The organism is Bacillus sp. ISO11, assembly GCF_003458115.1.
Taxonomy (GTDB): Bacteria; Bacillota; Bacilli; order Bacillales; family Bacillaceae_G; genus Bacillus_A; species Bacillus_A cereus.
This window is the reverse complement of record NZ_QXCO01000013.1, coordinates 84,310-100,804: the sequence shown is the minus strand read 5'-3', so window position 1 is coordinate 100,804 and position 16,495 is coordinate 84,310. Positions and strand designations below refer to the sequence as shown.

Sequence of the window (16,495 nt, the reverse complement as noted above, 5' to 3'; positions counted from 1 at the left end):
TTAGCCCTCTTTTAGTTAACTTGGATTAACTTTTCAATTTTCTTTTTAAATGGTTGCACAACATTTTGACCAATACGTTCAATTTCATGCTCACTAATCTGAGAAGTAATAAGAAAATAATTTGCCCCTATTTCCCAAAAATCAGTTAACGTCGAGATAACTTCCTCATAGCTACCAACAATAGAAATTGAATTAGATGGGTTAACTAAACTTAGACCTCCCCAAAGATGATCATCTATCCACATACTATCTTTTGTAATTAAATCTTTGTATCGGCGAAGTCCAACAGAATCTGCATTATCTAAAAATAGCTTAGTCATCCGCTTTAAGGCTGCTGGTGTTCTCTCAAGTAATTCATATGCTTCTTCATATGCTTCTTCCGAAGTCTCACGAGCAATGATGTCTACTAAAATAGCACCTGGAATTTTCTCGCGCCCATATTGCTTAGCATAATTATTAACTGTTTGATAGTGTTCTCTAAGACTTTTGCGGTCTGTTGCATAAAGTATATAAGCATCACCATACTCTGCAGCTATTCTCATTGCCTCCTCGGAGGACCCCGCTACAAAGTAGCGGGCACTTCGAGAGAGATCTTCCTTTGGATAAATATCACTATTTTCTACTTGATAAAACTCACCTTTATAGCTAGTTACTCCTCGTCTTAATTGTTGTAACAGCTCAATATATTCTTTTGTCCTAGCATATCGAACATGGTGCGGTTCTGGTAATCCATCACGCGCAAGGACAAGCGAGGCACTACCAGTTACAATGTTAATATCTGCACGATTACCAATTAAACTATTTAAAGTATTCAATGCTTTTGCTGTTACGGTAGGAAGCATCTGGTTTGTATTTTGCGCAACCAAAATCTTTACAAACTCCGTATTCATTCCAATCATAGACGCTGCTATCATTGGATCAACAGATGTTGGTGCAATCGAAACCAATACCGAGTCAAAGTTATTATTCTCAGCTCTTTTAGCTTGATTAACATATTCCTCTAGAAGTTCTTTTGTTTGTGGTGTTGGAATAACAGGTAATCCCCAGCAAAACTCAACTTTTGACGGAACTACTTCTTTATTAATCATGTTGTTCCCCTCCCTTTACTACTTTCTACTTTTTAAAGCAGATAATGTATTTTTCATAACCGATTTCGCTTTCAATAACTCTTTTTTATTTGTTAAATTGTTATTTACTTCTTGATTACTTAAATATTTAGCAAGAGATTTAATTGACGTATGCTCATAAAGAACAACTATAGGTAAGTCTCGTTTAAAGGCCTCTTTTAATTTCACATTAATACGAACAAGATCTAAAGAACTCATTCCTAGATCGAAGAAATTATCGTAAATTCCTATTTCTTCGATTCCAAACATATCTTTTAATAATTCGTATAATTGTTGTTCAATTTCATTAGTTGGTGGTCTATACGTTGTGGAAACATCTGAACGATTCTGCTTTAATCTATTCTTACTTCCTTTTTCCAATAGTTCATTATAATAGTTGGCACCATTTAAAAGTTTCCAATGTAAATCTATTGGAGAAACCACGACTTGTTGTTGATTTCTATTGATGATACTACGGAATACTTTTAAACCCTCTTCTACAGTTACACCATCATGTAATACACTTTCCATATCCATATTAAATTGCTTTGCCCATATTTCAGCCGACTTAAGTGACATACCCACCTCTTGCCAATCTGGCCAATTAATAGCTACAGTGAACACTCCATCATGAGCCCGCTTATAAAACGCAAATGCATCTAAAAATTCATTCGCTGCATTATAACCACTCTGACCAAATTTCATATGATACGCCACATTACCAATTGATGAACATAATACGAAGAAATCAATTGGTTCATCTTTTAATAAAGCATCGAGTACTAGTGTACCTTTAATTTTCGGAGCTAAAATTTTATTATTAGATTCTTTTTCACGATTCATCATAATACCTAGATAATCAGCGACACCTGCTGCATGAATTACGCCATTAATAGAACCAAAACGAGATTTAGCCTTATCAATTGCCTGTTTCATATCATCTTGATTGGAAACATCAGAACTTAGGATCATGTATTCTGCACCTTGAGACTCCATTGTCAACAAATCAGAAATAACTCGGCTTACACGCTCGTCTTTATTTTCTAAGTACTGTTCCCATTGATTACGAGGTGGGAACTCTGAGCGGCCAATCAATATAAGTTTGACATTTGGTACTCTATTAGCTAAATCTTTTGCAATTTCAAATCCAATTCCACCAAGTCCACCAGTAATTAAATAAACGCCACCCTCTCGTAATCTATCAATTTCTACATCTTCTTCCTCAAAAGGACTTTGAATAATCGTTTGCGCCCATCGATGACGTCCTCGATAAGCTACAACTATATCAGTAGAATCCACAAAACTCTCCATTAAACCCGCTTCTTCAAACATTTGTTGAGAATCTGTATCCATATCAATGGTACGACATTTTATATTTTGAAACTCAAGATTGCATATTTTTGAAAAGCCTAGAATTGTAGCTTGCTCTGGCTTTAAGTTCAGCTCTGTACCTGTAACTTCAAACATACGGTCAGTAAAAATGTTTAACTGTAATGCTCCCTCATAATTAATTTTCCCAATTGCTTGTGCAATATAAAGTAACGAATAATATCCTTCATCCATTGATCGTTCAATTCTCTCTTGATCGAGAATAACCTCATTAACTGGATTAAAGCTCCAAGCATGTATAATCTTATTTGGTAATAAATCTTTTTGTTCTAATTCTGAAAATAGCATTTCATAATGCATTTTTTGAGATGGACATATCGTATATAAACCGTCGGATTTTTCAGAGAAAACACCACCTGTTTTAACTTCAATTACATCATGACCTTCTCTTTTTAATTTTTCTATCAGTCGATTGAATCGATTTAGATGATCATTGAAAATAAGCCATTTATATTTTTGTTCTTTCTTTATTTGTATAGATTTTAATGTTTTGCGTTCCCAAGAAGGCAAATAAAACCAGTCTTTAATATTAGCCTGTTTATTATGGCCTCTTGTTTCCTGAGTTAAACTCTGAGATTGAGTATTAAAAAATGGATCAGCTTTAAATCGTTTTTTCATGAAAGGATACGTTGGTAAATCTAATAACCTTTTATTCTCACTGTTATTAAAAGTATTCCAATTTATAGTTCCACCTTGCATCCATAACCGTCCCATTTGCTTGCATAAATGCTCGAAGTCATTTGATTTATCCAGAGGATGACGTAACATGTTTAAAGCCAATTGATCTTTACTTCTATTTAAATGTTTTAATACAAAAGTTGATAATGCATTACCTGGGCCAATCTCAAGGCAAATTACATTTTTCAAATGAAAAATTTCAGATAATCCCTTTGAAAATTGAACAGTACTTCGTAGATGCTGTGCCCAATAAGAAGGTGATGTGGCTTGATTTGCTGTAATCATTTCACCTGTAACATTAGATATATAAGGTATTTTAGGACTTGATAATTTTATATTTCCTACAGCTTGCTCAAATGCATCTAGAACTTCATCCATCATTCGAGAATGGAAAGCATGCGAAGTAAATAGACGCGTTGTCTTTACTCCATGATTTAAAAGTAATTCCTCAATCTTATTGATTGAAAGTACAGTACCAGAAATTACTGAATGTTGAGAGGAATTTACAGCTGCTATATCTACATCATCTGTTATATAGGTTTTTAATTCTTCAACAGATAAATTTACACTTAGCATAGCGCCTTCTGGTGCGCTATTCATTAACTTCCCTCTAATCATTACTAAATGTAATGCATCTTCATAAGACATTACTTCTGCTAAACAAGCTGCTACAAACTCACCAATACTATGGCCAAACATGACCCTTGGATAAACTCCCCAATTCATTAGAAGCTTGGCTAATGCATATTCAATAGTGAATAGTAGAGGTTGCGTCATTGAAGTTCTATTTAACTGTTCAGTTGCTTTATCCTCTGTCTCCTTTGTAGGATACAAAATATTTTTCATGTCTATTTCTAACCAATTTGAGAGTAAGGCTAAACCTTGATCAACGTGTTCACGAAATACAGGTTCATTTTCATATAAATCTCTACCCATATTGATATACTGTGATCCTTGACCTGAAAAAAGAAAGGCTAAAGGTCTACTCTCCATTGCGTTTGTTTTCACTAGTCCCGTATCACCAAGTTTTTCTATGGCATCCTCTATTCCATTAGCAACTACAGCAGTTCTATATGGAAATTCACGACGACCTTTTTGTAATGTATAAGCTGTATCAGATAGTGATATCTCTGGATTCTCCTTCAAATGCAATAATAGATCGTTAGTAGCTTTATCTAAGGATTCCTCTGTTTTTGCTGAAACAGTTAATAAGTTCCAAGATTGTTTTTCAAAATTCTTAGCATTGTCAGGAACAGACTCTAACACTATATGTGCATTAGTTCCACCCATCCCAAACGAACTAACACCCGCTCTTCTTACCTCTTCTTTCCATGGGATAAGTTCCGTATTTACACGAAACGGATTTTTTCCAAAATCAATGCTAGGGTTTGGGTTATTATAATGAAGGCTCGGCGGAATTTTCTTGTTTTTTAAAGCTAAGACCGTCTTTATAAATCCTCCAACTCCTGCTGCAGCATCTAAATGTCCAATGTTCGTCTTCACTGATCCAATTAAAACTCTACCTGGTTCTTGCTTACCAAAAGCTAACTTCAATGCTTCTACTTCTATAGGATCACCTAGTTGCGTACCAGTACCATGAGTTTCTATATATGAGATTTCTTCAGGCTTAACGCCAGCTATTTCATGAGCCGATTTTATAACAGCAGCTTGTCCATCAACCCCTGGCGCTGTAAATCCAGCCTTATTGGACCCATCATTGTTTACTGCAGCCCCCTTAATAACTCCATGTATTAAATTCCCATCTCGAAGAGCGTCCTCTAACCTTTTCAGTACTACAATACCAGCACCATTTCCACCCACTGTTCCTTGAGCATCCTTATCAAAAGCTCGACAATGACCATCTGGTGAGAAAATCATACCATCTTCATATAAATATCCTGTTTTTGTTGGATAAGTTATACTTACTCCCCCGGCCAAGGCTATGTCGCATCGTCCATCGATAAGATCTGCCCATGCGTTTTGAATAGCAACTAAGGAGGTAGAACAAGCTGTTTGTACTGTAATCGCTGGTCCTTTTAGATTTAATTTATAAGCCAATCGAGTAGCAAAGAAATCTTTTTCGTTTAACAACATTGCTTGGAAATCTTCTAATGTATTAGAAAATTCACTAGCAATAGAACGAAGCCAGTGGAAATTTGGTGATCCTCCAACATAAACTCCTGTATCCATATGAGAAGAATTAACCTCACCTGCTTGTTCTAGTGCTTCCCATGCGCATTCATGAAGTATTCGCAGTTGTGGATCCATCATTTCAGCTTCTTTTAGACTGTAATCAAAAAATTCATTATCAAATGCATCTACATCTTCTAAATACCCTTTAGATTTTATATAATTTGGTTTTTGAATCACTTCTTTTGGTATGCCCATCTCACTAAGTTCTTCATCTGTAAATGTACGAATGGATTCTATCCCTTGTTCTAAATTTGACCAGAATTGCTTAAGATTAGAAGCGCCTGGCATACGAACCGCCATACCAACCACTGCTACATCATTTTTATTCATAGATAAAAGATTTTCTTTCTTAACTTCTTCAGGTTGGTGTTCCATAGCATTATCACTTCTAAAGTAGGAAGCTTGATCATGAACCGTTGGGTATCGGAATAACATAGGCATTGTAAGTTCTTTTTCAAACTTGCTTCGTAAACGAGAGAACAATCGAACCATTTTTAAGGAGTTCCCTCCAACATCAAAGAAATTATCATACAACCCTACTTTTTCTACCCCCAAAACTTCCTTCCAAACATCAGCTACCGTTGTTTCAAGCTCATCTAGTAAATCATTTGGTTGTACTAACTTAGTAGGCTTAGGTAAAGCACGACGATTAACTTTTCCATTCGTAGTTAATGGCATTTCACTTAAAAGTACAAAATACATAGGTATCATATACGAAGGTATTTTGTCAGTAAGATAATAACGTAATTCATTTTGAGATATATCTTGATCAGTTAGTATATAAGCACACAGTTCTTGTTCCTCTCCAAAAGCAATAGATAAAACTACCGCTTCCTTCACATCCGCATGCTGTTGTAAATGATGTTCTATTTCTCCTGTTTCAATTCGATAACCACGTATCTTCACTTGATGATCACTACGACCTATATACTCCATTTCGCCATTTTCAAGAATACGGACTAAATCTCCTGATCTATATAATCTTTCACTTGGATTATAAGGATTCTGTATAAAACGTTCACTGTTTAGTTCAGGACGATTTAGATATCCCCGCGCAACTCCATACCCTCCAACATAAAGTTCCCCTTGCATTCCCTTAGGTGTAGGATTCATATGTTTGTCAAATACATAGCACGAATACGTAGGAAGAGGCACGCCTATAGCACTAAGATTACTGTGCATTTCTTTTTCTCCAATTTCCTTATAAGTAACATGTACTGTTGTCTCAGTTATTCCATACATATTTACTATGACCGTATTAGGTGAACGCTTAAACCAACTTTGCAGTAAACCTGGCTTCAGCATTTCCCCTCCAAATGTAATTAACCTAATTTTAAAAGCAAGTTTAGGCATCTCTTCAACTACTTGTTGAAAAACATAGAATGCAGATGGAGTTTGATTCAATACCGTTACTCCCTCATCTGCAATCAACTGAGCAAGTTTATACGTATCACGGATTGTTTCTTTTGTTGCCAGGACAAGACGTCCACCATAAGTAAGTGATCCAAATATCTCCCAAACTGACATATCAAAACAGAAAGAATGAAATAGTAACCACACATCATTACTAGAGAATTTAAAACTATTTGGTTGATGCATGACAAGTTGTATTACATTACTATGTTCAATCATAACCCCTTTAGGACGTCCTGTTGTTCCAGAAGTATAAATGACATATGCTAAATTATTTGGGGCAACATCTACTCTGTCGAAATCTTGCATCGGTGTCTTATTAAGTTCTTCAATAAAAAGTATTGTGCTATCAAATTTAACTTTATCCTCAAATAAATTTGAGGTTATTATTACATTTGAACCACTATCTTGAAGAATAAAATCAATGCGTTCCTGCGGATAATCAGGATCAATTGGAACATAAGCCCCACCTGCTTTTAAAATACCAAGTAGAGAGATAATCATATTAAATGAGTAATCCAACATTACAGCTACTGGCGAATCTAAAGTTACACCTTCTTTTAGAAGAGCAAATGCCACTTTATCCGCACGCTCATTCAATTCTCCATAAGTCATCTCACTATTCTCAAATGTAAGTGCCACTCTCTCAGGATGCTTTTCAGCTTGCATCTCAATTAATTGATGAAGTGTTGTGTGTGGGAATGTAGCACTTTGATTTTGACCACCTTGAAGCAAAAACTTTTCTTCTGCCTCATCTAACATCTTAAGAGTTTGTATTGGTTGTCCTTCATCTAAAAGCATTGAATCTAATAGTTGTATAAAATGGTTAGTTATACTGGTAATAATGGATTCATCAAATAGATCTTCAGGCCACATCATTGCAAGTTTAATAGAATCGAAACACTCTATTGAGACGGTTAAATCATAGTTGGTCATTTCATTTACTTCATAACCTGAAATTCTTACACTTTCATCAATTTCTTTCAGCTTTTCTATATTAAGAGGATAATTCTCAACTACCATAATAGTGTCAAATGACACGTTTAAATCAACAATTGGAGTCGTTTCATATTCAGTTCTTCTTTGGACATCACTTTGAATTCTTTGTAAAAGATCTGAAACAGTCATTCTCCCATCAGCACTTACACGAAGTGGTGGTGTATTTATAAATAAACCTACCATTTCATTCAGACCGTGCATTGGAATTGAACGCCCGGATACTGTTGTACCGAATATTACGTCCTCTGAATTTTTGTACCTTTGTAATAATAGACCCCAGGCTGTATAGAATAATGTAGCCAATGTTACACCTTGATTACTTGCAAAACTTCGAAATCTATCACTTTGCTCTTTATCTATCTCTTTTACATATGTTTTTGCTTTTTTTAGTTGATTAGAATTTTTATTGGATAAATTTATTTGTTCAGTTAATTCATTTAAATATTGTTCCCAAAAAAGCTTTTGTTTTGATTTATCTTGTTTTTGTTGCCATAGTATATATTCTTTAAATTTCTTTTTATTTATAGATGATGGTACATCTCCCTTTATTAACTCTCGATATACCTTAATAAACTCTTGTAAAATAATACCATTACTCCAACCATCAAACAAAATATGATGATGACGTAAAACCATTTCATATTCGCCTTCGTTCAAATGGCACAGTTCGATAGAAAAGGGAACTGTTTGTAAATCAAAGCTTTCTGTATCATTAGATACTTTGCCATCACTATAAATAATGTTCGGAGTATGCTCTTTTAGTATAAGTTGTACAGGTTGTTTAACTTTTTCCCATCGAAAAATTGTACGCAGCATTTCATTTTCCCGCGTTACATAATTCCACGCCTCTTCAAACTTTGGAATATTAATTTTTCCAGTTAAGCAAAGTCGAAGTTCTTCATGATATAGCTTTCCTTCGGGTTCTTTCAAATAATGATAAAGAATACCTTCCTGCACTGGTGTAAGGGCGATTACATCTTCAATATCTTCTTTATGAATCTTTACTGCTTTCCTCATTAACAGAACCTCCTACAAGTGTGGTATGGTGTGAATATTTATCGGAACCTAATAAGGCAAGTGCTTTTCTATCTATCTTTCCGCTATCCGTTAATGGCATTTCATTTGCACGTACAAAACGGTTAGGTATCATATAATCTGGTAAAAATAAGCGAAGATATTTTTTTAACCTCTCTAACTCAATATCATTTTCTGACTCATAGAAAGCTATTAACTTAACTACCATCTCTGATTCTTGTCTTACAATTACCGCACATTGTAAAACTCCTTCACAAGACATTAAACACGATTCTATTTCCCCTAACTCAATACGAAGCCCATTAACTTTAACTTGAAAATCAATTCTTCCATGAAACTCAATATTCCCATCCGATCTTATTAAAGCTAAGTCACCAGTTTTATATATACGGGTATCAAGGGAATATTGTACAAACTTTTCTGCCGTTAATTGCGGCCTATTTACATATCCACGTGCTAATCCTATACCTGAGATACATAATTCTCCTATATGGCCTTCCGGAAGTTTATTACCATATTTATCAACAACAAACATCTCAATATTCTTAATTGGTCGCCCTATTGGAACGCTCCCTTCTGTAATCTCATGTGTCGGACAATCATAAGCAGTCACATCAATGGTTGCTTCAGTAGGTCCGTACAGATTAGTAAGAAGTGTACCATTAGAGAAATTTAGCAACTTATTAAAACGGTTTACATGTTGAGACAGTAGTGCCTCACCACTAACAAATACTTGTTTCAACGATTTTATTCGGTTAGTTTCACCTGTCACATCAAGATAGTGTAAAAATGCACTTAACATAGATGGTACAAAATGCATAATTGTCACGTCATTACTTTCAGTTGTCTCAATAATAGCCTGTGGAAACTTCTCCATCCCCGGCGCAAGAATACATACTTTGGCTCCAACTATGGCCCACCAGAACATCTCCCATACGGATACATCAAATGTATAAGGGGTCTTTTGTAATATAGTATCCTTTGAACTAATTGGATAAGCCTCTTGCATCCACTCAATTCGATTTATTAAGGCCGAATGCTCAATCATAACACCCTTAGGTTTCCCGGTTGAACCGGAAGTGTATATTACGTACACAAGATCAGAGGGTTTGTTAATACACTCTAGATTTTCACTCTTTCCTTCATAGGAAATCGAATCTAAAGCCAACATATCAGCTTTCAAACTATCTTGAAATCGATGTAGGATTTGCTTTTGCGTAAGTATTAATTTAGCACCGCTATCTTCTATAATGAATTGTAATCGTGATGATGGATGATTCGGGGAAAGCGGAAGATATGCTCCGCCCGCTTTCAATATCCCGAAAATTCCGACAACCATTTCGATAGATCGCTCTACCATAATACCTACAACTGTATCTGGACCAACTCCACCTTCACGTAAAAGACGAGCTAATTGGTTACTTTTTTCATTTAATTCCTTATAGGTTAATGTTTCTTTTTTAAAAATAACAGCAACCTCATCTGGCGTACGGACTACTTGTTCTTCAAACAGCTTCTGTATACATGTACTCATCCGGGTTGTATCACTCCTTTTGTTACAGGTATTTTTTCAATGGCACGTTTCGCTTTTTTAGCAAATCCCTTACCAAGTAATAGCTGATGAATCTGATTACTCCCCTCAACGATCTCCATTGTTTTAGAATCTCTAAAGCACCTTGATATTGAATAATTATCATTACAACCAAGTGCTCCCATAATCTGTACAGCATTCGTTGAATGCCTTGTACCTGAGCGCGATGCAAAATATTTTGCAATCATAATCTTTTCAGTAGCATCAGCTCGATGCTCATTTTTGGCCTTACAAGCTTCTAAACTAAGTAGTATAGAAGCTTCTAAATCTACTCCCATATCCGTAATCATATGTGAAATCATGCCATGATCAATTAGAGAGTTACCAAATGAACTTCTATGTAATACATGATTCCCACAGATTTCTAAACAAGTACGTAATACACCAAGAGCAGCAAAGGCAATTGAAATACGCCCAAATTCTAAAGCATACGGTGCAAGGTAAGTAAAAGCAAATCCTGGTCTACCAATGATATTTTCTAAAGGTATTTCTACATTATTGAATTCAATTTCTGCCAAATATGCAGCTTTAAATCCAAGCATGTCTCTTATATGAGTAACATTTACACCCGCACTATCTTTTGGTACTAAACAGGCAACTGGTTGTTCACCATTTAGTTTTCCAAATACCAAAAACACATCAGCAGCTGCACCAAAAGTGATCCACTTCTTCACTCCATTAAGTATTAATTTATCCCCGTGTTGATCGAAGTTCGTTTTAATCATATTTAAATCTGATCCTGCTCCAGGTTCAGTAAGGGCTAATGCAGCTATTTGATTACCAGATGCAAGTAATGGTAACCACTGATTTTTTTGATTTTCTGTTCCCCATTTTAAAATCGTTTCTGTTACCATCGTATGGACATTAAATAATCCCGAAAGAGAGACACTGCCTCTTGCTATTGCTTCAGTAAATAACCCATACGTTACATAATCCCATTCTAATCCACCATACTCTGCTGGAAGTGTTCCACCTAAATAACCATTTTTAGCACAAGTCTTTATTATGTCTGATGGAATGCCCTGTTCAATCTCCCAACTATTAGCGTAAGGTTCTATATTTTCACAAACAAAATCCAAAAAATTCTGATACATTTTATATTGAGATGGCTCTAAGTATTGTTTCATGTCCATTACCGAACCATTTGCTTATTTCTTATAAAATTACCAATAGAATTTACAGACTTATAGTTATCCATATCTAAGTCATCCATAGTTACCTTTATGGCAAATTCTTTTTCAAGAAAAGTCATCAATTGGATTGCAAATAAAGAATTAACTAATCCTTCTTCAAAAATCTCAGTATCATCATTAAATTCAATACCTACATGATCTTGAATATACATATGAATAATTTGTTCTAAGTTTTTATCTTGCATTTTATACACCCCTATTTGTAATTTTTAATTTTAATAAGCGTAAAAACCTTTACCACTCTTTCTACCACATTCACCTGCATCCACCATCTTTTTAAGTAATGGACAACATCTAAACTTTGGATCTTGATATTCCTCATAAAGTACATTTAATGAATGTAATACTGTATCTAACCCAATTAAATCTGCTGTTTCTAATGGACCCATTGTGTGTCCAAAGCATTTTTTAAATATATCGTCTACCTGTTTAGGTGTTGCTACACCATCCATTACGACCCAAGCCGATTCATTCATGAATAAGTGGGAGATACGGTTAGAAACAAACCCAGTCTGATCATTAACCACAATTGCATCTTTATCTAATTGTTTGAGGAAAGATTGAGCTTTTTCGACCGTTTCATCTGAAGTTAAATACCCTCTAATAACTTCTATAGATGGTTTCATATATACCGGATTCATAAAATGCATTCCTATTATTTTATCTGGACGCTTTGTTACTCCTCCTACTTTTGTTATTGAGATACAAGACGTATTGACTCCAAAAATTGTATCCTTTTTACATATCTCATCTAATCTTCTATAGATCGGCTCTTTAATTTGCCAGTTTTCTGGAACATTTTCTACTATATAATCACATTCAGCCACTTCATCAAGATTAGTAGAGCTACTTATTAACGAAAGTACTTCTTCCTTATGCATTCTAGGAAATGCTTTATTAATTAGAGGAGCAAAGCGAACTGTCTCTAATATTTTCTCTTCCGCTATTTCTAACTGCTCTTCTGTAACATCAATTAATACCGTTTCTAGACCATGCAGTACTAAATCTACTGCCATGCCGATCCCCATTGTTCCAGCACCTACAATACCAATTTTCTTGAACATTTATCCATCATCGCTCCCTTAATATATTTATAATTTATATCTAAAAACTTTTACATTGAAGAACTCTTTGCAGGTAACGTTTTTGTTCTCTCTCTTTAATCTGTTTTTCAGTAAGTGCTGTTTTCATCATTTGGATTGCTTCTTCTACATCACTTTTCTCCACTGAATACCCCGAATTAATTTTTTCTTCCAATTGACTTTGGACCTTTTGAAATGGGAGTACTACCTTTTTCTGATAATCACTTAAATCTGTATTATAATTTTTTGTACTTACAACTACAGTTAAACACCCTGATATAACTTCTTCATAATCAGATTCTTGTAATGTAAAAGAATTTTTTGTATTTAGGATATCTTTCTCCCTTTCATAATTAAATGTCGATATAGCAGGGTTAATAGCTTGCAGAAGATACTTCAAGACTTCCTTTGGTCCCATTTCAATAGCTTTCATAGACCCTTGATTCATTAGATAGTGAATCATGTCCAACCATTTCACAGGCTTTATTAATTGTAAGTAAAGGTTTTCTCTTATATTTTCTACACCTTTATACATTGAACTATCATGATTCGCTATGACAGGTACTAATGGCTGTTTCATATCTATATTTTCTAGTACACTCTTATATTTTTCAGCAGCAGGTTGCATCATAGGAGAATGAAATGGCCCACTTAATTTAAGGGGGATTGCAATTCCCCCATGCTCTACTACCATTTCACAAGCTAACTGAACCGCAGAGTTTGTACCAGAAATTGATGTTTTATTTGGAGTGTCATAAGCCGATATATATACTTCCTGTCCCTTGGTTGACAATTCTGAACAAATACCTTCAACAATTTCTGGAGCAAGATTGTTAACCCATGCCATAGTTCCATCTATAGTCAATGCATAGCTACTCAAAATCGTACTACGTTCTTGTACTAATTTTAAGGTATCTGAAAATGCAATTGCTCCAGAAGCACATAGAGCTGTATATTCTCCCAAAGAATATCCAATCATTGCCTCTGGTTTATTGCCTATTTCCTGTTCAAAAACTCGAAAAGCTGCCATGCTAGTTGTTACTAAAGCAGTCTGTGAATTTTGTAACTTTTCAAGGTCAGCTTTGTATATCTTCTCCATACAAAGGGAAGCCATGTCTATTTTTAGAGTGTCACTTGCTTCTTCAAATATCTCACGTGCTACAGGGAAGTTTTCATAAAGGTACTTACCCATTCCAGAATAATGGGATCCTACGCCAGGAAACATAAATACAATATTCATCTTTTTATCTCCCTTTTTTTCATCTTAAGCTATCTTCAACTCTATCTAATAAAGCTCGTCCCTCTTCAGTTTTTCTTAAATTCACTAAATCAACTACATAGCGAATATCTGATACATCATTCCATCCTAAATCCAGTGCAAGATTCATATGCTTTAACGAAAGATCAATTCTATCAATTAATGAATAACCACATGAAAGTAAAAAGTGATGCCATGCATTTAAATCTCCTACAGTACGAGCTTTTTGTACAAACTCACTAGCTTTATTAAAATCTGAATAGTATCTTAGTTGATGGTATGCGGTAAAAACAAAATTATCTAATTCGTTATAAGGAAACACATAAGCTGTATAGGTTTGAAGATTTGTGAATCCAACTTTTCCCGCTAGTTTAATAGATGGAATACGAAAATCCTCTGTCTTCCAATGTGGTGTTCTTCCTTGTTTTAAACAGTCATCCAAGAATGCTCTTGCAGCCAACCAAGCATACCCTTTACCTCGCTGGAATAAATCATAAGTGTTAATTCCAATTTCCACATCAGTATCTGTCGAAAAAACCGATAAGCAACTAGTTACAACTTGTTCATGTACCATTACTACATAACCAAATCCATTTCGAATGAAATCCTGAGTTGACTCCCAAAAATCAACAATATCATCCCGTACCATTGCGAACTTTTTATCTGATAACATGTCGATTGTAATACGTTCCACCGTTACCTCATCAGGCATATTAGGTTTAGATAACTTATTATAAGACTCCGGATCAAAAGTAAATGTTACTCGAGTGTAAGGTTTAGGAATAAACATTTGCAATTGTTCCTCGACAACCTGTTTCCATTTTGATTCGGGTAATAATTCAACCTGAAAAAAGTCATCCCCTATCTGCTGAGCCTCAGGTGCAATTACTTCTTTAATAAAAGTTGGTAGACTTGAAACAAAATTACTTGTAGGATCACCTAATAAATAAAAAATTTCTTGTTCTGCCCATACAAGTGCACATCTAGGGTTATTAGGATTATCCACATAAATATGTCCCTTATTGTAACCATGAGCTATACCATTAAGTATTGGATGGTTCTTATAATCAACGAGAAGTGGAGATATTTGTTTGAATTCATCCTTTTCTTTTACCAATTCATAAATCATATTCTTAAAAGTCCTCCCTTTTGAGAACAAGTGTGAAGTGCATGCTGCGCAATAATTGGCTGAAGTACCTGCGAGGTACCTTCAATAATTTCTAAAACCTTTGCTTCCCTAAATAAACGCTCAACAGGATATTCTCTTGAAAACCCGTTTCCACCAAACACTTGGACAGCGTCTGTGGCTACCTTCATAGCCATCTTTGAGGCAAAATATTTTGCAATGGTTGTTTCAATTACAGCATCAGTATGTCTATCCTGACGCTTTTTCCCAGCCTCTTGGCATAACGAACGAGCTGCTTTTATATTTACACTTGCTTCTGCTAAAATTGTTTGAATTGCTTCATATTCACATATATATTTATTTCCTTGTTTTCTTCTTCTTGAATAAGCTACCATTGCTTCTAGTGCTTCTTGAGCAATGGCTACTCCCGCCCAGGCAATACTATATCTACCATGATCAAGAGCTGTGTTAACTACATAACTCCATCCACCCCCAATTGGTCCTAACAAATTTTCAGCTGGTACCTTTACATCTTGCAAATGAATCTCAGCTATATGCGAGGAATTACTTGCTAACAGTTTACTCATTTTATTTGTAGAAACACCCGTCATTGACCGTTCAACAATAAAAGCGCTAACTTTTCCCTCACTAGACGCAAAAACTAAAAAACAATCCGCAATGTCAGCAAAAGAAATCCATTTTTTGTGCCCATTAAGAATAAAATGATCATTAACTTGTTTATAGGAAGTTCCAACCGCTTTTGCATCAGAACCAACCTCTGGCTCAGTTAGGGCAAATGAAAATAATACGTTCCCCTTTGCCATCTCAGGTAACCATTTTCTCTTTTGCTCTTCAGTCCCCCACCTTTTAATTGACTCCCCTACTAAAGATACATGAACTGTAAGTAATTCACGAACCGAATTACAAGCTTTACCAATGATTTCAGTAAGACGACCATAATCTAAAGAATCAAGAGAAAGCCCACCATATTCTTTTGGTATCGTTGCACCCAATACACCATAACTTGAGATTTCTTGTATCACATCATAAGGAAGCTCTTCATTACTTTCAAACTCACTTGCTCGAGGCCGAAGCTTCTTTTCCGCAAACTCATCAACTACTCCCAGAATCTCTTCTGCATTACTCATACTGTGAAATTCCCATTCTTCTTTTTGTTAATTAGATCAACCATATTATTAATAGTAGAAAAGTTAATAATATCAAGTTCATCATTATCTACTACTATATCAAACTCTGTTTCTATGAAATTTAACATTTGCATAGCAAAGAGCGAATTTACATAACCTTTTTCAAATATGTTGTCATCATTAGCAACAATAGTTTCCTCTGCATTAAAAATAATAAGATTTTTTTTAATGTATTGACGTATTTTTTCATGATTATCCATGTAATTACTCCTTCTGAGACCTGG

At 35.0% G+C, this 16,495-nt stretch carries 10 protein-coding genes; all 10 read right to left on the bottom strand.

The window, feature by feature from the left end; all coding sequences use genetic code 11:
* Window positions 1-11 precede the first annotated feature (11 nt).
* The 10 genes from D1166_RS15755 to D1166_RS15710 are packed head-to-tail and all read right to left on the bottom strand — an operon-like array spanning window position 12 to window position 16,471.
* A complete protein-coding gene (locus tag D1166_RS15755) occupies window positions 12-1,088 on the bottom strand; it encodes an LLM class flavin-dependent oxidoreductase (RefSeq protein ID WP_098213304.1) in 1,077 nt (358 codons plus the stop codon).
* A gap of 18 nt (window positions 1,089-1,106) precedes the next feature.
* Window positions 1,107-8,795 carry a hybrid non-ribosomal peptide synthetase/type I polyketide synthase gene (locus tag D1166_RS15750; RefSeq protein WP_098316008.1) on the bottom strand — a complete coding sequence of 2,563 codons (7,689 nt, stop codon included), beginning with the start codon at window positions 8,793-8,795 and terminating at the stop codon, window positions 1,107-1,109.
* Window positions 8,770-10,347 carry a zwittermicin A synthase ZmaJ gene (gene zmaJ / locus D1166_RS15745; RefSeq protein ID WP_097880054.1) on the bottom strand — a complete coding sequence of 526 codons (1,578 nt, stop codon included), beginning with the start codon at window positions 10,345-10,347 and terminating at the stop codon, window positions 8,770-8,772. Before zmaJ ends, D1166_RS15750 begins: the two co-directional genes overlap by 26 nt.
* Entirely contained in the window at window positions 10,344-11,537 is a 1,194-nt protein-coding gene (locus D1166_RS15740) for an acyl-CoA dehydrogenase family protein (protein ID WP_097850581.1), read from the bottom strand. Before D1166_RS15740 ends, zmaJ begins: the two co-directional genes overlap by 4 nt.
* Entirely contained in the window at window positions 11,537-11,782 is a 246-nt protein-coding gene (locus D1166_RS15735; protein WP_001152970.1) for an acyl carrier protein, read from the bottom strand. The genes D1166_RS15740 and D1166_RS15735 overlap by 1 nt, the downstream gene beginning before the upstream one ends.
* A gap of 30 nt (window positions 11,783-11,812) precedes the next feature.
* The gene (locus tag D1166_RS15730; protein ID WP_000473347.1) at window positions 11,813-12,661 is read right to left on the bottom strand and encodes a 3-hydroxyacyl-CoA dehydrogenase family protein; all 849 of its coding nucleotides are present in this window, start codon (window positions 12,659-12,661) and stop codon (window positions 11,813-11,815) included.
* 40 nt (window positions 12,662-12,701) lie between these two features.
* Window positions 12,702-13,919, bottom strand: coding sequence for an ACP S-malonyltransferase (locus D1166_RS15725; RefSeq protein ID WP_001028182.1), 1,218 nt, complete (start codon window positions 13,917-13,919; stop codon window positions 12,702-12,704).
* A 19-nt stretch (window positions 13,920-13,938) separates the two neighbouring features.
* Window positions 13,939-15,066 carry a GNAT family N-acetyltransferase gene (locus tag D1166_RS15720; protein ID WP_098316010.1) on the bottom strand — a complete coding sequence of 376 codons (1,128 nt, stop codon included), beginning with the start codon at window positions 15,064-15,066 and terminating at the stop codon, window positions 13,939-13,941.
* Complete coding sequence (locus D1166_RS15715) at window positions 15,063-16,211, bottom strand: acyl-CoA dehydrogenase family protein (protein ID WP_097880057.1); 1,149 nt, start codon at window positions 16,209-16,211, stop codon at window positions 15,063-15,065. The genes D1166_RS15720 and D1166_RS15715 overlap by 4 nt, the downstream gene beginning before the upstream one ends.
* Entirely contained in the window at window positions 16,208-16,471 is a 264-nt protein-coding gene (locus tag D1166_RS15710; RefSeq protein ID WP_000368639.1) for an acyl carrier protein, read from the bottom strand. Before D1166_RS15710 ends, D1166_RS15715 begins: the two co-directional genes overlap by 4 nt.
* Window positions 16,472-16,495 lie beyond the last annotated feature (24 nt).